At 62.0% G+C, this 23474-nt stretch carries 20 protein-coding genes; 13 read left to right on the top strand and 7 right to left on the bottom strand.

Annotated elements, in window-relative coordinates; translation table 11 throughout:
* Positions 1-729: 729 nt before the first annotated feature.
* Genes AC1RQ5_RS30505 through AC1RQ5_RS30485 form a run of 5 tightly spaced genes read left to right on the top strand, consistent with a single transcriptional unit; the run spans position 730 to position 5938 of the window.
* Positions 730-1542 (top strand): DUF6088 family protein, encoded by an 813-nt coding sequence (locus AC1RQ5_RS30505; protein WP_493204571.1) that lies wholly within the window; start codon positions 730-732, stop codon positions 1540-1542.
* Positions 1539-2600 (top strand): nucleotidyl transferase AbiEii/AbiGii toxin family protein, encoded by a 1062-nt coding sequence (locus tag AC1RQ5_RS30500; protein ID WP_493204570.1) that lies wholly within the window; start codon positions 1539-1541, stop codon positions 2598-2600. Before AC1RQ5_RS30505 ends, AC1RQ5_RS30500 begins: the two co-directional genes overlap by 4 nt.
* The gene (locus AC1RQ5_RS30495; protein ID WP_493204569.1) at positions 2593-3597 is read left to right on the top strand and encodes an ABC-three component system protein; all 1005 of its coding nucleotides are present in this window, start codon (positions 2593-2595) and stop codon (positions 3595-3597) included. Before AC1RQ5_RS30500 ends, AC1RQ5_RS30495 begins: the two co-directional genes overlap by 8 nt.
* Positions 3585-4070, top strand: a complete 486-nt coding sequence (locus tag AC1RQ5_RS30490; protein WP_493204568.1) for an ABC-three component system middle component 2 — start codon at positions 3585-3587, stop codon at positions 4068-4070. The genes AC1RQ5_RS30495 and AC1RQ5_RS30490 overlap by 13 nt, the downstream gene beginning before the upstream one ends.
* Positions 4067-5938, top strand: coding sequence for a hypothetical protein (locus tag AC1RQ5_RS30485; protein WP_493204567.1), 1872 nt, complete (start codon positions 4067-4069; stop codon positions 5936-5938). Before AC1RQ5_RS30490 ends, AC1RQ5_RS30485 begins: the two co-directional genes overlap by 4 nt.
* A gap of 33 nt (positions 5939-5971) precedes the next feature.
* Here AC1RQ5_RS30485 and AC1RQ5_RS30480 read toward each other — a convergent pair whose 3' ends face one another.
* From AC1RQ5_RS30480 to AC1RQ5_RS30460, 5 genes are all read right to left on the bottom strand, one after another.
* On the bottom strand, positions 5972-7480 hold the full coding sequence (locus AC1RQ5_RS30480) for a hypothetical protein (RefSeq protein WP_493204566.1): 1509 nt from the start codon (positions 7478-7480) through the stop codon (positions 5972-5974).
* Positions 7481-7651: 171 nt separating this feature from the next.
* On the bottom strand, positions 7652-10615 hold the full coding sequence (locus AC1RQ5_RS30475; RefSeq protein WP_493204565.1) for a TrlF family AAA-like ATPase: 2964 nt from the start codon (positions 10613-10615) through the stop codon (positions 7652-7654).
* 49 nt (positions 10616-10664) lie between these two features.
* Positions 10665-11534 carry a nucleotidyl transferase AbiEii/AbiGii toxin family protein gene (locus AC1RQ5_RS30470; protein ID WP_493204564.1) on the bottom strand — a complete coding sequence of 290 codons (870 nt, stop codon included), beginning with the start codon at positions 11532-11534 and terminating at the stop codon, positions 10665-10667.
* Positions 11522-12598, bottom strand: a complete 1077-nt coding sequence (locus tag AC1RQ5_RS30465; RefSeq protein WP_493204563.1) for a type IV toxin-antitoxin system AbiEi family antitoxin — start codon at positions 12596-12598, stop codon at positions 11522-11524. Before AC1RQ5_RS30465 ends, AC1RQ5_RS30470 begins: the two co-directional genes overlap by 13 nt.
* A gap of 123 nt (positions 12599-12721) precedes the next feature.
* Positions 12722-13744 (bottom strand): RHE_PE00001 family protein, encoded by a 1023-nt coding sequence (locus tag AC1RQ5_RS30460; protein ID WP_493204562.1) that lies wholly within the window; start codon positions 13742-13744, stop codon positions 12722-12724.
* 147 nt (positions 13745-13891) lie between these two features.
* On the opposite strand from AC1RQ5_RS30460, the gene AC1RQ5_RS30455 reads away from it, so the two are divergent.
* The 3 genes from AC1RQ5_RS30455 to AC1RQ5_RS30445 are packed head-to-tail and all read left to right on the top strand — an operon-like array spanning position 13892 to position 17355.
* A complete protein-coding gene (locus tag AC1RQ5_RS30455) occupies positions 13892-15562 on the top strand; it encodes a TnsB C-terminal domain-containing protein (protein ID WP_191126090.1) in 1671 nt (556 codons plus the stop codon).
* Positions 15563-15565: 3 nt separating this feature from the next.
* Positions 15566-16456, top strand: coding sequence for a TniB family NTP-binding protein (locus AC1RQ5_RS30450; protein WP_191126089.1), 891 nt, complete (start codon positions 15566-15568; stop codon positions 16454-16456).
* Entirely contained in the window at positions 16453-17355 is a 903-nt protein-coding gene (locus AC1RQ5_RS30445) for a TniQ family protein (protein ID WP_191126088.1), read from the top strand. The genes AC1RQ5_RS30450 and AC1RQ5_RS30445 overlap by 4 nt, the downstream gene beginning before the upstream one ends.
* Before the next feature lie 87 nt (positions 17356-17442).
* On the opposite strand, the gene chrA is transcribed toward AC1RQ5_RS30445, so the two are convergent.
* Together chrA and AC1RQ5_RS30435 are read right to left on the bottom strand one after the other, a co-directional pair.
* The gene (gene chrA / locus AC1RQ5_RS30440) at positions 17443-18858 is read right to left on the bottom strand and encodes a chromate efflux transporter (protein WP_191126087.1); all 1416 of its coding nucleotides are present in this window, start codon (positions 18856-18858) and stop codon (positions 17443-17445) included.
* Between the two features lie 16 nt (positions 18859-18874).
* Positions 18875-19861 (bottom strand): chromate resistance protein ChrB domain-containing protein, encoded by a 987-nt coding sequence (locus tag AC1RQ5_RS30435; protein ID WP_191126086.1) that lies wholly within the window; start codon positions 19859-19861, stop codon positions 18875-18877.
* 99 nt (positions 19862-19960) lie between these two features.
* On the opposite strand from AC1RQ5_RS30435, the gene AC1RQ5_RS30430 reads away from it, so the two are divergent.
* From AC1RQ5_RS30430 to AC1RQ5_RS30410, 5 genes are read left to right on the top strand one after another with little or no spacing between them, the layout of a single operon-like run.
* Entirely contained in the window at positions 19961-20932 is a 972-nt protein-coding gene (locus AC1RQ5_RS30430) for a Fe-Mn family superoxide dismutase (RefSeq protein WP_191126085.1), read from the top strand.
* Complete coding sequence (locus AC1RQ5_RS30425) at positions 20929-21399, top strand: chromate resistance protein ChrB domain-containing protein (RefSeq protein ID WP_191126084.1); 471 nt, start codon at positions 20929-20931, stop codon at positions 21397-21399. Before AC1RQ5_RS30430 ends, AC1RQ5_RS30425 begins: the two co-directional genes overlap by 4 nt.
* The gene (locus AC1RQ5_RS30420; RefSeq protein ID WP_191126083.1) at positions 21396-21785 is read left to right on the top strand and encodes a hypothetical protein; all 390 of its coding nucleotides are present in this window, start codon (positions 21396-21398) and stop codon (positions 21783-21785) included. The genes AC1RQ5_RS30425 and AC1RQ5_RS30420 overlap by 4 nt, the downstream gene beginning before the upstream one ends.
* Positions 21786-21823: 38 nt before the next feature.
* The gene (locus tag AC1RQ5_RS30415) at positions 21824-22261 is read left to right on the top strand and encodes a hypothetical protein (RefSeq protein WP_191126082.1); all 438 of its coding nucleotides are present in this window, start codon (positions 21824-21826) and stop codon (positions 22259-22261) included.
* 4 nt (positions 22262-22265) lie between these two features.
* Positions 22266-23321: a Cj0069 family protein gene (locus tag AC1RQ5_RS30410; protein WP_191126091.1), complete on the top strand. Its 1056-nt coding sequence runs from the start codon at positions 22266-22268 to the stop codon at positions 23319-23321.
* The last annotated feature ends 153 nt before the right edge of the window (positions 23322-23474 follow it).

The raw sequence follows: 23474 nt of genomic DNA, 5'->3' as shown, positions 1-23474 counted from the left end.
GTTCGACATGGTGTGAGGCTCCATCGGGAGCGGGCCAATTCCCGCTCGATGGCTCCCCAGAGGGGCTGGGACCGGTCGCGATCACCACGAAGTCGCAGACGCAGTGGCGGCACGCTTTGCGTAGCCGACCCCGCAGCGGGTTGATCGTGGAAGATCCGGAACCGGACCAGGAGACATCCCAGAAGAGCGGAATTGGGCTGCTTCCATTGGTCGGCGCCTCTCCCGAACGAACTGTCTCGACAGGGACCCCGTCGCCGCATTCCCCGCTGATGGTCCCTGTTGCACCGCCGCCCGGCGCGACGCCGCTATGTCCTGCCGCCCCGCCGGATCTCCGCGTCGACGATGGCCTGCATGATCGCGAGATCCTTTCCGGGCGGCAGATCCCCGCGCGACCTTGGCCCAATAGGCGAGCTCACGGCTCCTGCCTCCATCGCGTGCTCGGGCCGCAAGGCGCTGGGCATGGTGATAAGCGCCGGTCTCGTTCTTCCGGAGGAGACGACGAGTGTCGGCTTGCCAGTGCGGGCGAATGGTGTGGCGTGTTGAAGCCAGCGAGTGCTGGATCCCGAGAAATCGGTTCTCTTCTGCGGCTGCAGCCGGCCTTGCGTCAGGGATGGATGCCCACATGGGTGAAGACCATCAGGACTTCAGCTCTGCCGACAGCCCGGCCCGAAGGGCGACGCGAATGCGCAACTTTGTCCGAAATACGTATACTATTTTCGGACATCCACCTTGCGTAAGTCCGAAAAAAGACTACAAGTTTCGGACATGAACGGACCCACACTCGATCTCAAGACAGCCGTACTCGATCGCATCCGCACCGATGCGCCCCGCAAGGTATGGACCCCGACCGATTTCATCGACCTCGCTTCGCGAGACGCGGTCGATAAGGCATTGCAGCGCCTGACGAAGGCTCAGACCCTCAGAAGGATCGATCGTGGGCTCTACGATCAGCCCGGCTTCAACAAGCTCACTCAGATTTCTAATCCTCCTGATCCGCGCTCGGTCATAGATGCCGTCGGGCGACGCGATCAGACCCGGATGCTCGTTGATGGCATGACCGCGGCGAACGATCTGGGCCTGACCGATGCTGTTCCGGCCAAAATCGTGGTCCACACGGACGCCCGTCGCCGCCCGATCAAGCTCGGCAACGTGACAATCACTTTCCGTCCGACAGCGGCCAGCAAGTTGTTCTGGGCTGGAAGGCCGGCGATGCGCATCGTCCAGGCGCTTCACTGGCTGCGCGATACCTTGGCCCGAGAAGGGGAAAGTGAACAGGTCAACCGCAAGCTTGCAAGGCTTTTGGAGGATCCGACAACGGGGCCATCTCTTCGAGAAGATCTCATTGGCGGTGCGGCAGCGCTTCCGACATGGATGTGGGTATTCCTCAAGCCCATCGTAGAGAACGACGCCGACCGTCAGCGTCAGCACGTCAATGATGATCATGCACAGCGTCGCGCAACTGCTCTCCACCCAAGCCGAAAATTGACCACTGCACAGAAAACAAAGGCCGCCAAACGTGACGCCAAGGCGGTGAAGGCATGAACCCGGCGTTCGATGAGGTTCTCGCGGCAGGATCGGACGCGATGCTGAGCGCCTTCGACACGACGGCACAGCGTCTCGGCACACCAGCACAAAACATCGAAAAGGACTTCTGGGTCTGCTGGACGCTGGATGCCTTGTTCAACGGCTTGAAGGAGGGCGGTCCCCGCCTTCTCTTCAAGGGTGGAACCTCCCTTTCCAAGGGCTTTGGCCTGATAAGCCGCTTCTCCGAGGATATCGATGTCACGGTGTTCCGTGACGATATTGGCGAGCCAGCGAGCGTCGAAGAGCTCGAGGGGCTCAGCGGCAAGAAGCGCAAAGCCCGGCTCGATGCTGTCAAGGACGCCTGTAAGGCTTACATCGACGGCCCGCTTCGCGCTGAACTGACGTCAATCCTGCAGGCTAGGCTCAAGGCCACTGGAATGGCTGCCGGTGCGGCACGAGTGGAGGCCGACGAGACTGACCCCGACGGTCAGACCCTGCTGCTCTGGTATCCGTCGGCCACCCCCCGATCGGATTACGTCCGCGCCGCGATCAAGATCGAGTCCGGCGCAAAGTCCGCGCTCGACCCGAATAGCCAAATGCCGATCAAGCCCTATGTCGACGACGATCTCCCGACTCTCGACCTGACAGTGCCAGACGTGCGAACGGTCGATCCCGAACGCACCTTCTGGGACAAGGTCGTGATCCTCCACGGGTTACGGCGCTGGTTCGACAAGCGCGGTGAACTGCGCGGGGGCGGACAGCGGGTGTCGCGCCACTATTATGACCTTCATCGGCTCGCCGAAGCATCGACCGGCGCGGCAGCCATCGCAGAACCGGCGCTTGGCGCGGATTGTGTCGCGCACGCCCGGATGTTCTTCGACCGTCCGGATTTTGACCTCAAAAGCGCGGCGCCAGGAACGTTTGCGCTCACACCGCACGACGAAATGATCGAGCAGTTACGAGCTGACTACAGGGCCATGCAGGGCATGATTTTCGGTGATCCTCCGCAATTCGAAGCCGTGCTCGACAGCATCCACGCTCTTGAGAAGCGGCTGAACGGAGGCAAAGATGACTAGCCTTGCTGTTCGGCTGATGGAGATCGACGACACGCAGCTCGAAGAATTCATCGAGCTATGGGTGGAGCGTCGTTCTCAACTGTACGATCGCATCGAGCGAATTGGCGCGGCAAACGACAAGGGCCGCGACGTAATCGGCTTCCTGACCCGCGCTCGCCACGAGGGGGCTTGGCATCTCTTCCAGTGTAAACGCAAGACGCGAGGCGGAAAACTTGGAAGGTTCGAGGGCCTCGCCGAACTTGGCAAGGTGTTTTTCCATCATTGTCAGGGGGCATACAAAACCCTGCCCGAAAAATATGTGTTTGTCGCGCCGCGTGGCATCGTCGGCTCGTTGATGGACCTGATCAACAATCCTTCGACCCTGCGAACCGCATTGATCTCCGGCTGGGACGAGCACTGCTCGAAGAGCATAACCCGGCGCGAGACGGTGGCGCTAACCCCAGAAATCAGAGCAGCGATCGACGGCTTTGATTTCTCGCGCGTTGAACATCTGACGGCTCCTATGCTGGTAAAGGACCAGGCTGCGGCACCAGCCTTGTCCAAGGTGCTTGGTCTGGTGCCGGATGAGGCGCCTACCGGCGACACGCCGCAGGCCATTCAGCCGGAAGAGGCCCACTATGTCGACCAACTCCGGCAAGTTTATGGGGAGGCCAGCGGCGGCACATTCACAACTGCCGACGACATCTTGGCGCACGCCGATCATGGCGAGCATTTCCGCGATCAACGAACGCGCTTTTTTGAAGCCGCCTCATTCAAGCGGTTTCACCGGGACAATACGGCTCCAGGCGCGATCGGGACCTTCGAGGAGGACGTCTATCACGGCGTCATGGAGGTGCACCGCGATCGACATGAGACGCTGCTCCGGCGCGTCGACGCGGTCATGAAGCACGCATCGATCCTGCCGGCGAGTTTGATCGGTCGCACAGTTCGTATCCCGGTCAAGCAGGGCATTTGCCATCACCTCGTGAACGAAGGGCGTCTAAAATGGGCGCCTTGAGCGGGAGCGATTTTGCAGGACCATTCAACTCTCCTCTCGAGGCTGGCATCAGAGCCGTCGTTGTGCTGGAGCATTTGCGGCCGGAAACACTGGACCTCGCCGAGATGGTCCTGTTCGACCATGTCGTCGTGCATACCGCTGATCTGGGTGGTCCCCCTAGCCTGCATCCGCAGGTCCCCGGCCGAAAGGGTGAGTTGCTGGTCCGGCGCAGATTGATCGAGGCGAGCCTGCATCTCATGCAGCGATGCCATCTCGTCGATCAGGAGAGCGCCGAGGAAGGCATCGTTTATCGCGCTTCCGAAGAGGCCGCGGCCTATGTCGAGCTGCTCGAAACGGATTACTCCGTGCAGATGAAGGTTTGTGCCCGTTGGCTTGCCGAGCAGGTGAAGACTCACAGCAAGGTACAGTTCAAGCGGCTGGTGCGGGAGCGGATCGGCGATTGGACCGAAGCGTTCCAGACAGGTCCAACATGAGCACTTCCAATCGCGCGCGCTTCGTCCTTCGCCGGCTTGCTATTACAGGGCCTGGAAAAAAGCTCGTCACCCTCATCTTCGGAGAGCACATCAACGTCGTTTGGGGCGCCTCGAACAGCGGCAAGTCCTATATCGTCAAGGCGCTCGACTTCATGTCGGGCGCCAAGACGCCCCTGCCACCGATCACCGAGGCCCAAGGCTACGACAAATGCTGGCTTGAGATCGAGCTTCCCGAAAGCGGCACTGTGACGCTGGAGCGGGCGATGAAGGGTGGAGATTTCGGTCTCCACCTCGGCTCGGTAGATCCGGCGGCGGCTGGTCGGCCCGATCGGACATTATCTTGGGATCATCGCGGCAAGGGCGAGAGCCTGTCGAGCTTCCTGCTCGGCGAACTCGGGGTCGGCACGAAGGAGATTGCTCGAACGCTGACGGGCGACAAGAACGCTTTCACCTTCCGCCACTATGCCGCCTTCGTTTACACCGAGGAAACGAACATGATGGGGGAATGGAGCCCCATCCGAATTTCAGACCGCAGCGGCGAGACTTTCGACAAGAACGTTCTGAAGTTCATCCTGACCGGGGTCGACGATTCCGCGATCGTCACTACGCAGAACCCTGACTCCCAGCGAACCGCGAATCTGGGCAAGGTCGAAATCATCGACGAAATGATTGCGGCGGCCGAACTGGAATGGGAGCGGGATTATCCCGACGATCCGGACCTGAACGATCAGGCCGAAAAGCAGACCGCAGCAATTCGCGGCCTCCAGCAGACGATGTCGGATCGCCAATCGCTCCTGGACGATCTTCGCCTGGATCGCCGGTCGAAAATGGAATCTCTCAGAGACGCACAGGAGCGGCGGACCGAAATATCGCTCTCGCTGCAACGCTTTGCTTTGCTCAAGAGCGTTTATGAAAGCGATCTGCAGCGACTGGCATCGCTCGAGGAAGGGGGTGCAGCTCTGCTGGCGGGCGCGCGCCGTCCCTGCCCTCTCTGCGGCGCGGATCCATCGCATCAGCTTCACGCACACGGTGTCGATGAGGTCGAGAAAACCCAAAGGGCGGTTCGGGCCGAGATGGCGAAGATCGCGTCGGAGCGAGCCGACCTTGCGAAGGCAACACGTTCTCTGGAGGCCGAACAGGAAGGATTGCTGAAACGCGCCGAGCGGCTATCAGGCGAGATCGAAGACATCGATCGTCAGCTCGACGAGGTGAAGCCGTTGGAAGTCGCCACGCGCCGCACCTATGAGGAGCTGGACACGGCCCGCTTCGTGACCAGGCAGGGCCTCGCCCTTCGACAGCGCATTGACGAGCTTCATCGCCGAAAGACGCAGCTTGAGGCGTTCAAACCGAAGTCCCTTCCCCGCGGCAGCGTGACATCCGGCATAGACGGTGTGATCGGACACGAATTTGCCACCACCGTGCAGACGGTGCTGCATGCTTGGCAGTTTCCGGGGCTGCCGACCGTCTCGTTCGACGATAAGACGCACGATATTCTCATTGATGGAAAAAGCCGTCGAGCTAACGGCAAGGGTGTCCGTGCATTGATGAACGCCGCCTTCAAAATCGGCGTCCTTATATACTGCCGGGAGAAGAAGCTTCCACATCCGGGAATTCTCGTTCTCGACAGTCCTCTACTTAGCTACCGCGATCCCCTCACCTCCAGGCATGGAGAGTTGGACGCTGACGAGAAGGAGGTGAAAAAAAGCGGGCTCAAGGAGCATTTCTATCGTTTCCTGCTGGAAAAGAAGGACATCGCCCAGTTCATCATCATCGAAAATGACGCTCCGCCGTTCGCGCTGGGCGACGGGTCTATCGTCACGTCTTTTTCCGGCTCGGCCGGCACCGGAGCACGCCGCGGCCTTTATTGAGAAGAAGCCGATCAGCCGCCCCGAGTATCTGTTTCAATCGCGTAGCTTCTGCATCTCCGTGTCGACGCAATGGTCAGCAGAGCCCGGAACTTCCTCGAGAGCGTTGGAGCACGACCATTGTTCGATTCCGCCCGCAACGAGTACCGGTCCGGTGATATTCCGGCGCCGTTTGGCCGCTTGGACCGCGAGGTCGATGAAATCGGAGACGTCCGCGCCTGGATAGCGAACGACATCATCGACCAAGGAAGGTTGCCCGCCAACAATCTTGATTTCTCTCTCATCGCGTGTCGCCCCAACCATGGGGACCTCGATGAGAGCAGTATATTGCAGGCCTGCAAGCTCGACCGTCATCGGGGTCAAAATCGCGTCCTGCTCATCAACGATCTTATCGTCCGACCATCGTGGAAAAAATAGATTGACGCCTGGGGTCGAGCCTAAGGCCAACAACTCGGCATGCTTTTCCACCCAATCGTAGAACGACGCCAGCCGCAACGGAGCTCGTGGGCGACGACCGGATCGGCCGATCGCCGAGCAGATTCTCCGCAATACCGATGCGACAGGGATCCAGTGGTGGAAGGGGCCTTCCTCGCTGGCCGCAGGCAGCATCATTTGCGTGTCTTTGAAATGAATGGTCAGCTTCTTTTGCGGTCGCGCCAGAATGGCGCCAACCTCGACGATTGAAACAGCCTCTTCCAGCTCGACATCGCGGTCGCCAGCATAGTCGAAGGTGATACCCGCCCACTCTTTCTCGAAGTCGAGAATGACTTCGAAGAATCGGTTCGCGAGCCGGATCTTCGAATGGCCATGATCGCCTATGAAAGGCGGCACGACAAAAACATCGACGGGAAGTGCGACCCAATCACCAACGTCTGACTCGAGCTCAATCGAGGCAGAAAAGAGCGCCGGCGCATCCATCTCGAGGATGGCATCGCGCAAGTAGAGCTGGTCATTGCTGAGCGGGATGCCGAAACGTCGGCGCTCGACGGTCAGGTGATTGATCTCAATCTCTCTCCTGCCACCGAGAAAGAGATCCCCGATCTTGTGGCGTGCATCCGCCCCTGGCACGAAGAACCGACCGACGATCGGCTCTTCATCAAACCCGCAGGTTTCCCGGTAGTGGACCTTTCTCGCCGCGTAATCGTTGGGCAGGCCCCCGATGATCTTGTACAAGGCATTTGCCAACCCTTCGCCATCGCGCCCGATTTCCGTAGCACGATCGATCGGGATCGGTGCCTTGATGTTGTGAATGTCTCGATTACCCTTGGCCTCAAGCTCGCGGACCCGGCGCAACGTGTCGGCGATGAGGGCTTCATCGACAGGCACGATCAAGCTGCGGAGCGAGCGCCGCCCCCCGCTGGAATAGAACAGGATTGCGATCGCCGCCGGCAGGTCAGAATCAACCAGATGCTTCAGCGCCGAAAGCTTGATCCGCGGGATCGCGGTTGCATGCTCAGTTGCCTTGACCTGAACGAGAAACTTCGGGAGAGCGTTCTGCTGATCAAGTGGACTATCCGTCGAACGCTCCGGATCGGCCTCAAGCATGAAGTCCCACCCGAGACGGTCTGGATCAGATCGCTGAACATGAAATCCCTCCGGCTCGCACCAGCTCGCGAATTCGTTCTGACCTCTGGTTCCTGACTCCGGTTTCATAAAAGTGCTTTCATAGCGACGCTGGCGGCGCCGACGCGCGAGATGGCGGGTACGCTAACGGTGCTATCGCTCAAGGCTGACCCGCAGGCGCCGGGCGCGCTCCTTGAAAGCCGCTTCCCCGCCTTCGAGAATATCGCAGACGACCTTTCGCATCTCCGAATCCTCCAGTCCGCCGGATTGATAGGTGATCGGAGGAAGTTGGCCCGGGCTGTGCGATCCTGCGGTCGCAACGATGATCTGGTCGGCATCCGTGTTGATGACCAAATTGGCGTTGTGGGTGACCATGATCACCTGACGCTTGCTCTTCGCTGCGACGAACAGGCTAACGAGTTCATCGAATATCGACTTTGGATCGAGGTTTTCCTCAGGCTGGTCGATGATCAGGGGACTATGATCGGTCTCGTCCAGCACTAGGTAGAGAAGAAGAAGCACAATCCCTCGCGAGCCAGGCGAGAGTTTCGTAATGTCGGTTCCTTCGTAGTCGATACTATAGAGGATCTGAACATGGTCGGTGCTGAAGAGCCACTTGGCGAAGCGCATCAGCCAATTCCGATATCCGACTTGATCGTTCGCCGGCACATTCGCAACAGCCAGAAGTTCGTCCTGCCATTCCTCGGTAAAGTGCTCGATGGCGTTGTCGATCGCTTGGATGTCTCCTGTCTCCCATGCCACCTTAAGATTGGCGTTGGCCCATTGTTCGAGCGACCCCTTTCCCTTGAAGTCGCCCGCCCGCCGGAGATCGAAAAGCTTTTCGCCCAAAGCAGCCCATTGCTTGACGTCGGCGCGCCGACGGGCCGAGAAGGATAGCTTCTGCAGGGTTCCTGGCGCATCCTGGAGTCGATCGACCAGCGGTCGGTACAAATCGCGCAGGACCTGTTCCTCGGCAATGATCGACTCGAACACGCGGAGATAGGTGTCGCGTCGGCGCTTGCTGAAATCTGCCATGCGCTCCGCAGCCCCTTCGCAATCGGCGAGCGTTGCGCGCGTTGCCTCGATCTGGGCGTTCTCTTCGGCAATCCGCTTGACCAGACCCGCAAATTTCTTGGCGGTCTCGGTGTCAATATTGATCAGGGCCTGAAGCCGCGTCGACTCTGCATCGAGCGCGGCAAGCGCTGTCTTTTCCGGATCGGCATCGTCGGCAAGATAGGACCGATTTGGGTCGGTGAAAGGCGACGGCGGTGTCCCGCGCCAGCTCGCCGCGTTTTTTCGTGCAGTCTCTAGTTTTGCGGAGAGTGCAGCGTCGACATCGCCATGATACTCGAGCAGGAATGCCTGCCAATCCACATCTTCCAATCGCGCGGCAACAAAGCTCGCCTTGGTCTGCCGAAGAGCCTCCGGCGCCTTGTTCTGACGAAACGCCCGAACCTCATCTTGAAGGGAGAGCAGCCAGTTTTCCTGGCCAACGAAGAACCGGACATAGGAACGGACCTTTTCGGCGGCGTTCGCGACGACGCTTAGCCGATCGGCCCGCGCTTCCGAGCCCTTCACGATCAGCTTGTCACGGTCCGCCTCTAAGCCTTTTACGACCTGCTCTTTCTGAGCGATCTGCTGCTTGAGTCCCGCGATCAGCCGCCGCTTCTCCCGCTCCTGCCCGATGTTATCTGAGAGGGTGCCAATCGCCTCTTCTTCACGCTCGCGCGCGAGGCGATGCCGGCTGGCGCGCAGATCCAGAAGCTGATCGAACCGAAACGTCCCGTCCTTCTCGGGATGCGCCTCGAAGATCACACGCTCGATTTCGCGCAGGAGCGCATCGGTCATCCCGTCGGCCGAGCAGAGTTCTTCGACAAATTTCTGCGAAAGATATCGCGCGCGAGGAAAGCGGCCATCGAGGCTGGCGTCATATTGGTAGTCGAGCAGTTGCCGCTCTGAAGGCTCGCCCGTACCCCAATCGAGACGAACGCCAACCCCGCTGAGGAGGTCACCTGCCCGAACCAGGAAGGAGGCCGAGCTGAGGTGTTCGGAAGCCGCATCACAGCCGGCCGCGATCGCGTCAGCAAGGGCCGTCTTGCCCGAGCCTCGCGCGCCGATAATGGCTACGAAGCCAGGATTGAGCTCAATGATCGGTGTTGCCGCCCAGGACGCGTCCTGGAATTCAACCCGGGAGATAACCTGAGACGGGGTGGCACGCATCGGCGGCGCGGTACCGACGAAAGCGCGGCCGGCAGGATCGATAGCCGCCTGACGGAGCGAGTCAAAATGAGCGCCGCCCTTGATCCAGGAATAGCGATCTCCGTCAGGAACTCCGACCTTTTCCGTCTCATGGGCGTCGCTGCCGTGCAGACATGGCTTGAGAGCGCCATAACGTGCGCGGATCTCCTGCGGCGTCGCACTCGCCTTTCGTCCCAGCCAGAAATCCCGCTGACTTGCGCCACTGGCGAAAATCACGTGCGCGAACCGTTCGACCTCCTGCCGCTGGGCGCCTTCGGATTCACCGCGCATGCCCGACGTCCCGTCATGTTCACTACCGGCTACGGCCACAAGAATATTGGTTTTTGCCCAATCGATCGCCCGGTAGAGCTCAGCCAGTTGCTCGAAACTGACCTTGAACTGCGTCGCCCCACGCGCCAGTGCCGCTCGGCCGGAGAGAGTGGCATCGACCTTCGTCCCCAACCGCATCAGCTCATCTGGAGTGCAGGCGAAGCGGTCTCCAGAATACTCAAAGGTCAGCTGCGCAAGAAAGCGCTGGGTGGCGCCCACATGATCCGGATCCTCCGGATTGACGAGAAGATGGCAGTTTACCCAGTTGCCCTTGACTGTGCCAAAGGCCAGTCGCAGCTCGACATTCGGAAAAACGAGGTCGACGTCTGCAAGTCGCCCATCTCGACGCTTGGCCTCGCGGACACGCTCGTAGGTATCGAGCAGATAGTAGTCGGTCACGCCGAGTGCTCGGATTGCCGGCGTCGCCGCCTCGATCTTGGCGAGATATTGATCGAAGCTTTCCGTACCTTTGAACTGATCGTTGAGGACGGTACCGGGGGCATGAATATGCGGCTCCCAGCGAAGCCATCTCGAGCCTGATCTTCCCATTCTCCCCCCTCGGTTTTTATCGTTTCGACAAGGTCACAATCCGATCGCGTCACTGACGCAAGCCGAGTGCCCGCAGCCAAGCATCGACTTGGCCAAAGGCGTCCTGTTGCCACTGCTCCGGTGTCCGGCCGTCGAGAATTGCCGTTTCGTCGACAAATTTTCGTACGTTGGTCGGGCCATATCCCTCCGGGGCGTCGAATTTCTCGTCGATAAACTTGTAGCCCTGCGCGCCACTCTGATGATCGAGCAGAGGTTTGCAGGCGTCCGCGAGAGCGTCGATCCCGTCTGGATAATTTCGGATACAGTAGTAGATGTCGTAAGCATCCTTCTGCTTGTGTCGACCGTTCAAGGCATGGCCCTTCATGGCCAGCAGGGCCGGAATCGAGCACACGGCCACTTCGACGCGATTTGTGCCGCCGTCAGGCATTTCGCCGGAGATGGCGACGAGCTGATAGAAGCGAAGTGCGAGGTCCGCCCCATCGGCCCGCTGGACGGCAAAATCGCTCAGGATCGGCGGATTGTTCTTCACGATCTCCGCATGGCGCGGCATGAGGAAGTCAACCACGATGTCGATGGGAGCGCCTGCGTCGTCGACAGGAACTTGGCGCACGAGCTGGAAGCGGCGAAGCTCCTCGCGTTGCGTGTAGCCCTGCCCCATCAACGCCTCGACCAGGGTGACATACTCACCATCGCCGAGAGCCTCTGCATCGAGGCCGAGGTCGACGTCGAGCGTTCCGACATGCGGCATGTCCTCATTGTCGAGCAGAAGCCAGGGCACGGCGCCCCCGATCACGGCGAACTTGCCCTTAAAACTGCCAAGGATCTGACCGATCTCGATCAGAACACCTTTAACCGCCCTCGTGGTGCGGTCCTCGTAATCCGATGCGGATTGAGGATCAGGTGGCACTATTTTCGCCATGCCAGAAGCTCCTGTCGCAGATGATCGGCAGCCTCGGCGCCGCGCTCCCCGGCCATACCCAGATCAAGATAAGTTTGGACCGGGCTCGTACAGAAGATGCCGGGCGCTGGTTCAACTGTATCCAGAAAGAGACCGTTATCTTTCGGGATCGTCACAACGACATTTGCTCCGGAGCGAGCAGGCGACATCTTTAGTTCGGCTCGCAGAGCGGTAAGCCCGTCCCCATCCGCGTAGAAATAATGAGTTGGCACCCTCCCGTAGGGAGCGAGCCAATGCGATGCCGAAAACGATGCCAAGATTGCGTTAGCTGCATTCTGCTGACAGTGCAGCGCATTGCGCAGAGCCCGGTCTAACAATTGCCCATGGAGCGTCGTGTAGAACTCTGAACGCTCGCCTTGCGGAGGCTCATAAGCCTCGCGCCAAGCGTCGAGAAGACGGTCGGGCTGCGACAGGCGAAGGCCGTCGTCGGCAATCTCGGCCCATTCGCGATCAACCAGTTCGCCGCGAACATTGCTGACGTGTCCGAGGCTCACATCGGACGCCTGCGCCAGATCGGCGACCCGCCAGGCCCGTACCGGCTCGCGAAGGAGGACGCGCAACACCTGTGCGGATTTCGGCTTGAAGATAGATTTCAAGTTGCGTTGGACGGCAGGCGGCCTGGCATCGACCTGGCGTTCAATGAACACACTGTCAAACGTGACCCGAGCGTTTCCCACGAGATCGACAAAACCCACATCGAACTCGCGGCAAATGGCTTGCGCCTCCGGAGATAGATAAGGTGCGATGAAGAGCGGAGTCGCCGGCGGATCGAAGCCGTTCGCCGCCTTCCGGAGTTGAAGAAGAGCCGCTCGCACATGCCGCGGCTGTCCGATTGGCTTGACTTCGCAGACCAGCAATCGTCCGCGCCCGTCGAGATTCACTCTGACGACGACATCAACGCCGGAATCTGGTGGCGCAAGTTTTACCTCGTCGACGTGGATAACTGGCACACTTTGCAGCAGCGCATGGATCGCATCTGCTCCTTGGCGCTCAATGTCGTTCACGTTCGGCGGAGATTTCAGCATGTGCTGAAAATGGCCGAAAAGGTGAAATGTGTCAAGTTATTTCAGTGAAACAGACTATTTCAGCGAACGCTGAAGCGGGCGAAGGTGTGAAGTTCTGGATCTCGGCTCACAGCGCCTAGGCTCTTACAGAATACCCCAAGCTCGATATCGCCCTCGTCCGGTCGCCTCCCTTACCCCAAGCTCGGCGATCAGATTGAGCGCGCCGCGCGGCGTGATCTCGGCGGCCTTCGCAATCATGGAAGCGGAGACGATAGGGCGCGAGAGAACCAGATCGATCACTACGGGCAGGCTGCTCGATGAGCGCCGCCCCCTGGCCTTTCGCTCCATCTGCTCTCGCGCCTGTCCGAGCCGGACGATCTCCTTCATGCCTGCCTCTGCTACGGCCGACATCGCATCGAGGAACGCGAGCAATCGTGTCATCCTCCCATGCGCCCGCCGGCGCTCACGGGGTATGGCCTTCAGCCCTACATGAAACCCCGGCAGGTGCGACGCGATCTTTCCGCGTGCCCGCAAATGAGCGGCGACGAGTTGCCCGCCAAGTGGATGTTGCCGTTGCAAAGGCTCGATGGTTTCCCACGCATCAAATAGTATTGCCCCAGCGAGGGTGGCCGGCAGGCTTGCGGTCTCCTTCAGCACAGCCCGCCATTGCCCCATCCGCTCGCGCTCGTCCCAGTCCGGATCCCGGATGACGAGATCGCTGACGATCAATGAAGGCCGTTCAGATGGGCTCGGCATCGAGCCATGGGCAATTCCGTCCAGAACACGCTGTGACCGATTGATGATGGCGTCGATATGGGCGAACTCGCGAGAGAGCGGGTCGTCATCTTCTACGTCGAAAGCCCCCTCCCCTTTCGGATGTATTGGAACGGGATCGGGTTCCGGCTTAATGGCGGCCGATCCGGCGAGCGACGAGACGCCTGCTTCACTGAGAGCCCATCCCGGCTGCGCGCCAGCGATCCGGCGACGTGATCGCAGGATAGCGTGCGCGATGGTCAGTTCGTGCGTCGGCGCGCGGATATCCATGCGGGCGTCGTGGAGAACCAGGTCCGCGATGTGGACGAGTTCGCCAGACACCCACATGCTGGCGGCCGCGTCAAAGAAATGCCCCCTCTCGATAAAGCCCTCGCCGACCCCGCTATGGCGCACGGCCTCGTCGAGACGTGCCAGCTCGTCCTCTGTCGCTTTCCCTTGCCGATTTCAATTGTGGATCGTCACGTCCTTGCCGAGGTTTAGCCTGAATCTGGGGCTCGACTTTCCCCTTACGATTTCGACCTGTCGCGTGAGGAACGTCACATGGCGACATCGGCTTCTGGTCGCGTGGCGATCGCGCGAGATGATGCCTGGGCGCAGGCGAAGCGCCAGGCTCGCGAGCTCGATCGGATACTTGACGGGTCTGCTCCGCGGCACGTGTCGATCGCGCGGGCGGCGGCTGAGCTTGGGCTCACGACCCGGCACGTCTACAATCTGCTCAAGCGTTATGAGCCGGAGCGGCGGATCACAGTGCTGTTGCCGCGGCGGGATGGGCAGCGCGCGACACGGCTGACCGCGGCCGTCGAGGCGATCATCGCCGGCGTTCTGCGTCAGCAGTGGCTGGTCAAGGAGGCGCCAGAGCTTCGTCCCGTCGTCACCGAGATCCGGGCGCGCTGCTGCGAGGCCGGCGAGCGCCTGCCCTCGTATCGCGCAGTGCAGCGACGCATCCCGATCCTGTTCGACGATCTCGCTATCGCCAAGGGCCGCTCCTCCAACCTCGCGCATGCGCGGCGGTTGAAAGCGCGTCCGGGCTACATTTCAGCGAATGGCCTGCTCGATATCGGCCAAATCGACCATACGCCGGCCGACATTCAGTTCGTCGAGGTGATCGACAGTGTCGGCGTTGTGGCCGGACGGCCCTATCTCACGGTTGCGGTTGATGTCTTCTCGCGTGCCATTCTGGGGTTTTGCCTGACCTTGGAGAAGCCGAGTTCACTCTCGGTTGCGCTCTGCCTGCAGCAAGCGCTGACGCCCAAGGTGCCATGGCTCGCGGCGCATGGTCTTGGCGCTCACGCCTGGCCGATGTTCGGTCGACCGCGTGTCCTGGTTGTCGATAGCGCCAAGGAGTTCACGGGCCATGCCTTCGCCCGAGGCTGCGATGATTTTGGGATCACGATCCGGCGGCGGCACAAGGGAAACGTCCATCAAGGCGGCGTGATCGAACGGCTGCTCGGCACGCTCAACATGGTGCTGCGGACGCTGCCGGGCCAGACCGGCCGCTCAGTCACGGATCGCGACCACTATCCTTCCGAGGCCTGCGCCCGCCTCAGCTTCGCGGAACTCGAACGCTGCGTCGCACTCGCCGTGCTTGAGCACAACGCCCAGCCGAATGAGAAGAGTTTGGACATACCCGATCAGATCTGGCGCGCTCATGCTGCGGCCTTGCTTCCGCGTCGGGACGACCCCGACCAGGTGCTGATCGCGTTCTTGCCTGGCGGAGACCGGCGGCTCACGCCCCAGGGCGTCAGCGTGCATGCGATCGACTATTATGCGCCATGGCTGGGCGAGCTCGTGCCGCGGCGCGACCGGATCGGCAAACTCGCGATGCGAACCGATCCGCGCGATCTGAGCCACATCTATCTGCGCCATCCCGACACCGGCGCTTTTCTGGCGGTTGGGCGGCGCGATGGTCATACAGACGCGATCACGCTGTGGGAGCATGAGCGGGCTCGCGCCTTGCGGCGCAGCCTCGCTGGCGGACCTGAATCGAGGATTGCGCTCCGGCGGGCGATACGGGCGATCGCCGACAGCGCGACGCGCCCGAGTGCAGGGGCCGATACGAAAAAGCTGAGCAAGCATGAGAGGCGACAGGCGGCGCGGACGGCCTTGGCGCAAGCGGCTCCAAAACCGCATCAGGCGCTGGCTTCGCCATCCGCGCCTCCGGCGCCCCACCCTGCCCGCGCCCGAAACCCGCTCCCGGTCGAGGACTGGTGAGCCATGAGCGAGCACCTGGCCGAGAGCTTGCGACCCTGGCTGCAACAACCTGCCGCCGCGCGCATCGCGCATCTGCAGGCGCCACGCTGGATCGGCACGCAAGCGGCGCGGAACGCGCTCGACCTGCTGCAGGCGTGCCTCGATCGCGCGCCGGCGCTGCGCACGCGCGGGGTGATGCTGATCGGCCCCTACGCCAACGGCAAGAGCATGATCGCGGAACGCTTCGCGATCATGGACCGTCGCCGCGCGGAAACCGAGCGAAACGCGCGACGCGTCGTGCTGGTGCAGACCCGCGAAGGCTCTGGCCTGGTCAATTTCTACGCCGGGATTCTGGCCGCGCTGGAGGCGCCGCTCATCCGAACGCGCGACACCGCAGCGAAGGCCGAACAACTCGACCATCTGCTGCGGCAGCTGAAGCCGCGCGTGATCGTCTTCGACGAGTTCCATAATTGCTTGCGCGGCCGCAACCGCGACATCGAGGCGATCTTCGCGGTGCTGCGGCGGTTCGGGCGCGATTATGATCTTTCGCCGGTGCTGGTTGGCGAGCTGACGATCTTCGACCACATCATGGTGACAGCTGAGATGGCGAGCCGTTTCCAGCTCGCGCCCGTGCCACGCTGGAGCTATGACGAGGCCTATCTCTCGCTGCTCGACAGCCTTGAAGGCGCACTGCCACTCGCCAAGTCCTCCGGACTGTCCGACGAGCCGATGGCGCGCTTGATCTTCGAGCTCTCGGAGGGGCTGATCGGCGAGACCGTCGCGATCGTCACGGCGGCCGCGGTCGCCGCGGTGAGGTCCGGAGCCGAACACATCAGCCGCAATAGCTTGCGAGATCTCGGCTACATCCCACTGTCGCAACGACGCCAGACCGTGATCCGCGAGGCACTGGCATGAGACCCGCGCCCATCGAGATCGCGTTGCAGCCGCGTTATCGGTCGGCGCCATCGGGTCACTGGCCCATCATGGTCGTTCCCTACCCCGACGAATGGCTGCCGGGCTGGCTGATCCGGTTTGGTGCGGCCAACGGCGTTCCGGCGCGCGCTCTTGGAGCACTGCTGGGCCTGGGAAGCGGCAATTGGGCCGTGAATATCGAATTCGGGCTATCGCCAGCGATCGCCGGCGCCATCGAGACGGCAAGTGCGCTGTCGACCGCTTCATGGCTGACACTCGTCCATCCGATAACGGACAAGGCCCTGATGCTGGCACCGTGGGTGACCGTCTCGACGTCACCCATGGGCCGGCGCCAAGCGACCTGGCTGCAGCTTTGTCCGCACTGCCTCGAAGGGGACGAAGCGCCCTATCTTCGCCGCAGCTGGCGGCTTGCAACCAAGCTGATCTGCCAGCATCACGGCCGGCGGTTGATCGACCGCTGCCCGGCCTGCCGCCAGGGCTTTGCGGTTTGTGACGCAGCCTCGCTGGCTCCGTTCATCACTTGCACGGCTTGCGGTCAGGATCTGCGCCTGGCGTCTGCACCGCGGCTGGGGGCGTCGACCCTGCGCGCCGCACTGATGCTCGAGCGCGCCGGCCACATGGCGGATCCCGGTGATCGCGCCAAAATCCTGTCACTGCCGCTGGAGCTCGATCCGCCCGCCTCCCGGCCGCTGACGCAGCTTTCGGTGCTGATGCGAGCCCGCTGCCTGACCTTTGCCAGGCCGCGCATTGTCGCGCTCGCCAAGACGCCACTGCCATTGCCGCAGGCCAATCTCCATGGCTTGGTGAAAGCCTATGCGGCCATCGCGAGCCGGCCGCAGGCTCGACCGACGGGCGAGCGATCGCGCCCGGCGAAAACCTGACCGCGGCTGTCGTCGTCAGATTCATCGCCGTCGAACGGATCCAACAATCCGGAAATCTGTCAGCTCCCCGTGCCAACGCGCCCCGCTTCAGACCATCCCGGTGGCCAAGCCATAGAGCAATCCGGCGACCGAGCAGGCGGCAATGACCTGGATCATCCCAACCTTGAAGCGGAAGACGGCGATCATGGCTGCCATCGTCAGCAGCGATGCGGCGACGTTGACGGTGCTCAGGACCGGCACATCGAGCTCCATGCCATAAGCCCGAACCTGGTGAACCTCGGCGAACAGGACATGCAGCGCGAACCAGATCGAGAGGTTCAGGATCACGCCGACGACGGCGGCCGTAATGGCCCCGAGCGCAGCCGACAGCGCCTTGTTGTTGCGCATCGTCTCCATGAACGGCGCGCCGAGGAAGATCCAGAGGAAGCAGGGCACGAAGGTGACCCAGGTGGTCAGCAGGCCGCCGAGCGTACCAGCCAGCAGCGGGCTCAGCGAACCTGGCGCGCGATAGGCGCCCATGAAGCCGACGAACTGCGTGACCATGATCAGGGGGCCGGGGGTGGTCTCGGCCATGCCGAGGCCGTCCAGCATTTCGCCGGGCTTCAGCCAGCCATAGTGATCAACAGCCTGCTGGGCGACATAGGACAGGACCGAATAGGCCCCGCCGAAGGTCACCATCGCCATCTTGGAAAAGAAGATGGAGATCTCGGTGAACACGTCGCCGCGGCCGAGCGTCGCCAATAGGACGATGATCGGGCCAAACCAGATCACGGCACCGACGGCCGCAACCTTCAGCGACCAGCTCAAGGGCGGCCTGGCATGCGCGGGAATGCCCTCGCCAAGTGCCGAGTCGACGTCGGCGACCTGCTTGCCTCCGACCTTGCCGTGACCACCTCCGGCCAGGAAGGCGGACCAGCCCGCACGACCGCCGACATAGCCGATGAGGCCTGCGGCGAACACGACGAGCGGAAATGGTGCCTGAAACAGGGCGAGGGCCAGAAAGGCCGCTGCAGCGAGGCCGATCATGACGCCGTTCTTCAGCGAGCGTCGGCCGATCCGGAGCACGGCTTCCAGCACGATCGCGAGAACCGCCGCCTTCAGGCCGAAGAACAGCGCCTGGACGCTCCCGACATTGCCGAAGATCGCGTAGATCCAGCTCAACGCCATGATGGCGATGACACCGGGCAGCACGAACAAGGTTCCGGCAACCAGGCCGCCCTTGGTCTTGTGCATCAGCCAGCCGATATAGACGGCCAGTTGCTGCGCTTCCGGTCCCGGCAGGAGCGTGCAGTAGTTCAGCGCGTGCAGGAAGCGCGTCTCGCCGATCCAGCGCTTCTCCTCCACGATGATGCGGTGCATCACCGCGATCTGCCCAGCAGGGCCGCCGAAGCTCAGCGCCGCGACACGGGCCCAGACACGCACAGCCTCGCCGAACGAAACCCCATGCTCAGGGGCGGCCTTCTGGCCGATCGGCGCGGCTTGGATGGCCTCGATCTTGTTCATGGGCGCCTCCCGGCGATCAGGCACGCTTGGACTTGAAGTACTGGTAGAGGTTGTCGAAGACCGCCGCGCCCTGCGCGATGCGCTCTTCATCCTGCGGGTTGGCAGCACAGACGCCCGAAATCAGGCTCGCAATACCCGTCGTTTCCTCTCGCCCGAACTTGCCGTCCTTCAGGTCGATATCGTGGACGATCTCGGCGACGGCCTGGAGCGCGGGATCGGCAAGGCCGGCACGGACCAGCAGGACCTCGAAACTACAGCGGTCGCCCTCATGGGTGATCTCGCCTTCGAACATGTCGAAGCGCAGTTCTCCAGGCTTGGGTTCGTAGCTCTTGCCCGGAACGAAGCGGATGATGGCATTGGGGTCGATGAAGCGTCGGATCAGCCAACTGCAGGCGATCCGATCGACAAAGACACCCTGGCGCGTGACCCAAACCCGGCCTCTGAAGTCTGGTGCGGCCTGCGGTGGAGCTTCCTTTGGCGTTTCGGCCATGTCGTTATCCTTTGCGAGCCTGCGCTCAAGTTCCGCGATCAGGCTTTCAGCGGTGAGACGGCCGGTCGCCGCGAAGAAGTCGATGGCCGCGATATCCGCCAAGCGCTTGCGCAGGCGGTTGATCTGGGTTCGGAGTTCCGCGGCAGCGTCCGCCTGCGAGTCCTGGACTGGACGGGCCGAAAGGGCTCGCGCCTCTTTGGAGATTTCCTCGTAGTCCTCGTCGCGGGCCGCGTCGAAGAGCGCGCGCGCTTGAGCGTCGGAAAGGCCGTCGATCAAACGGGCTTCGCAGACCATGGCCTCGCCGCCGCCTTCAATGATCTCCTTGAGCAGCCATTCGAAATCCTCCTGCGTCTCGGCATTCGCCGGCAGCGCATAGACCGTGCTCTTCACCGCGACGGCCCCGATCCCTTGCAGGCGGCGCCAGACCTTCACCCGGAAGTAGGCGGGCTTGCTCGGCAACTGGTGGATCAGCAGCAGCCAGCGCTGCTCTGCCGAGGGGGCATCATTGCTCATGTCGTCACCGTATCATCAAAACTGTCAAAAGCAACACTTGTATCATTTTAAATTCGAGCGTAGCGTCCGCTGCCATCACGTATCCCGAACGAGGATGCCATGCATCGGATCATGCCCTTGCCCTTCAAGCCGCCGCGCCTTGACGGGCTCTCCGAGCGGCTTCTGGCGAGCCACTACGAGAACAATTACGGAGGCGCCGTGCGGCGCCTCAACGCCATCGAGCGCCGCCTCGACGAACTCGACTGGAGCCAGGCCCCGGTCTTCGACATCAATGGCCTCAAGCGGGAGGAACTCATTGCCGCCAACTCGGCGATCCTGCATGAGATCTATTTCGACGGCCTCGGCGGTAGCGGCGATGCTGCGGGCGACTTGGCGCTGGCATTGGAGCGCGACTTCGGCAGCGTCGCCGGCTGGCGCTCGAAGTTTGCGGCATGTGCCAAGGCGCAGGCAGGCGGCTCGGGCTGGACTTTGCTGGTCTGGTCGGAACGGCATCAGCGCCTGATGATCCAGTGGGGGCAGGATCATACGAATTGCCTCGCCGGCAGCATCCCGATCATGGCACTCGACATGTACGAGCATGCCTATCACATCGACTTCGGGGCGAAGGCCGGCGCCTATGTCGACGCCTTCATGAAGAACATCCATTGGGAACGGGTCGGCGCCCGTTTCCAGAGACTCGCCATGAGCGGTCTTGTGACCGGCGCAGCCGCACCTGTCCCTGCCGGAGACAGTATCGCCGCCGAGGACCTGCTTGCCCGCCTGCAACGCCGGGATGATCTTGTCTTGCTGGATGTCTGCCTGGCAGAAGACCTGGCGAAGCGCAGCGACATGATCCCGGGAGCGCAGCTGCGCGCGCCCGAGCTGATCGCCGATTGGGCTAAGGAGCTGCCGAAGGACAAGCCGATCGTCGCCTATTGCGTCTACGGCTTCCAGGTCAGCGGCGACGCCGTCGCCGAACTCCGCCGCCGCGGCCTCGATGCCCATTCACTCGCGGGCGGCATCGCCGCCTGGCACGCGATCGGCGCCCCGACCGTTCCACTTGTCACCGCTGAAGGGAGGCCGACACCATGAAATGGGTCACACGTGAACGCCCCGTCATCGACCGGATCGCCTGTCCCTGGCTGATCACGCGGTTCATCGACAAGGAGCCGGAGTTCCTGTTCGTGCCGCCGGATCAGGTCCGGAAGGTGGCCGAGGAAACCGGCGCCATCCCTTATGACGTGCCCGGTGTCGAATACACGCATGTCGGCGAGGGATGCAGCTTCGACACCTTCGTCGAGAAGCACAACCTCGCCAAGGACCCGGCCATCGCCACGATCGCTGCCATCGTTCGCGGCGCCGATACGGACAGGCATGACCTGACGCCGCAATCGGCCGGGCTCCTGGCGATCTCGATGGGGCTTCGCGATCTCTCGCCAGATGATCACGAGGTGCTGAAGCGCGGGTTCATCATCTACGACGCGCTCTACGCTTGGGCGTCCCGTCGCAAGGGCGAGACGCATAACTGGCCGCGGATGTCGAAGGCGACCGCTGCGTGATGATCACCATTTGGCATCGCGCTTCGGCGACTGCGGGCGCGATCCTGGGTCTGGCGGCTCTGTTGGGAATAGGCACCGTCTACGCGGAAACCTTTCGACCGCTCAAGGGATCGGAAATCCGCAGCCGGTTCACCGGCATGGAGTTCACCGACGAGGTCCACTGGGTGCTTCTGTTCGGGCAGGACGGAACCCTCACGAACACGGGAATGGGCAGGAAGACCCTCGGCCGCTGGCAGGTGAAGCGGGATCAGCTTTGCCTCGATCGTTCGCCCGGTGAGCAGCGATGTTACGCCGTCCTGCACTCGGGAAAGACCTACCGGCTCCAGGAGCCTGGCTTCGACATCTACGAAGAGGGCATCGTTCAGCGGCCCATGGCGCGGCGCTGACCGATGCCTGCCAACGAACTTAAGGGCCCAGGCGAACCATGAAGCGCGCACCCATCCTTGCCGTGATCGCCATCGCGATCGGGTTCAGCACCGCTGCCGGCGCCGAGGTGTTCCAGAAGCTCAGCGGTGCCCAGATCCGAGCCAAGCTAGTCGGCAGGCAACTGACCGACGAATCCCATTGGGGCGAGATCTACCAGCCGAACGGACGGCTCGTCAGCGACGAGATGGGCAACACGCGTGTGGGCTCCTGGCACATCATGAAGAACCAGCTCTGCAAAACCTATCCCGAGGGCGGCGGAAGCGCCTGCTTCGATGTCTGGCTATCCGGCCGCGCAATCCAGATGAGGATCCCGGGCTCGACGGACTTTCCCTTCGAGGGGGTCCTGATCGATGCCCCACATTCGGGAACCGCCCCGCCTCCACATAGACTGGCTGACCGAGCTTCTTCGAAGTCAACCCAATCCGCGCCGAGGTGAAAGCATGGCGACTGCAAAGCCCAAGGTCGCCATAGTTTGGCGAGGCGATAGGGAAGCGAGAAGCACCGCGACACTGCGGAACAACCGCTTCCATCGCATCTTCGAAGAGTTAAGCGCCATCGGCATCGATGCCGAACCCGCCGTTTATGACGAGGCCTTCTCGGATGAAGTTCGTGATCAGCTCCTGGCCGCGGACGGGGTCCTTGTCTGGGTCGACCCGTTGCACGCGGGCAAGACGCGGCATCAACTCGATGCCTTGCTTCGCGAAGTCGCGGCCCGCGGGCCTTGGGTCAGCGCCCATCCCGACACCATCCTCAAGATGGGGGTGAAAGAGGTCCTGCACCGCACGAAGCATCTCGGATGGGGCACCGATACGCATCTCTATCGATCCGCAGCGTCCTTCGGAGAGGAGTTTCCGGCGCGCTTGAGGACGGCGGGACCGCGCGTGCTCAAGCAGAACCGCGGCAATGGTGGCCAGGGTGTCTGGAAGGTCGAGCTGATCGGCGGAGCGGAGGGCTCTGAGCGCGTGCAGGTGTTGCATGCGCAACGGGGGAGCATGCCGGAAGAACTCGCCCTCCCGGACTTCATGGCGCGTTGCGAAGCCTATTTCGCGGCCGGTGGCTGCATCGTCGATCAGCCATTTCAGCCTCGTCTGCCGGATGGCATGATCCGCTGCTACATGGGCTCGGATAAGGTCGTCGGCTTCGGCCATCAACTCATCAAGGCGCTCGTTCCGCCGCCGCCCGAAGGGCCGGATTCGGAAGCGGCGCAGCCTGGCCCTCGGATCATGCATGGGGCGGAGGCCGAGCCGTTTCAGAAGCTGCGGTCGATGATGGAGGCGGAATGGACGCCTCAGATGATGGAGGTCCTTGGTCTCGACGCAGCCTCCCTGCCCATCATCTGGGATGCGGACTTCCTCTATGGGCCGCACACGGCCACGGGCGATGACACCTACGTGCTCTGCGAGATCAATGTCAGCTCGGTCTTCGCCATACCAGACGAGGCGCCGGCGGCCATTGCGAGGCTCGTGGCCGCACGATTGAGGTCCGACCATCGGTGAGCGAGGCAGATGGCGCTATGGGAGACGACGCCATTGCCGATGCGTGGATAGAGATCTCCTCAGGTATTGCCGCCGGCGAAACCACCATCCGCTGGTATGCAGAATATTGTACGGCCAACAGCAGATCCGTTGTCGCGGATCGCAGGACTGAGC

The organism is Tardiphaga sp. GW821-FHT12E02 (genome assembly GCF_058807155.1).
Note: the sequence above shows the minus strand (reverse complement) of the source record. Positions and strands in the feature narration are given on the sequence as shown.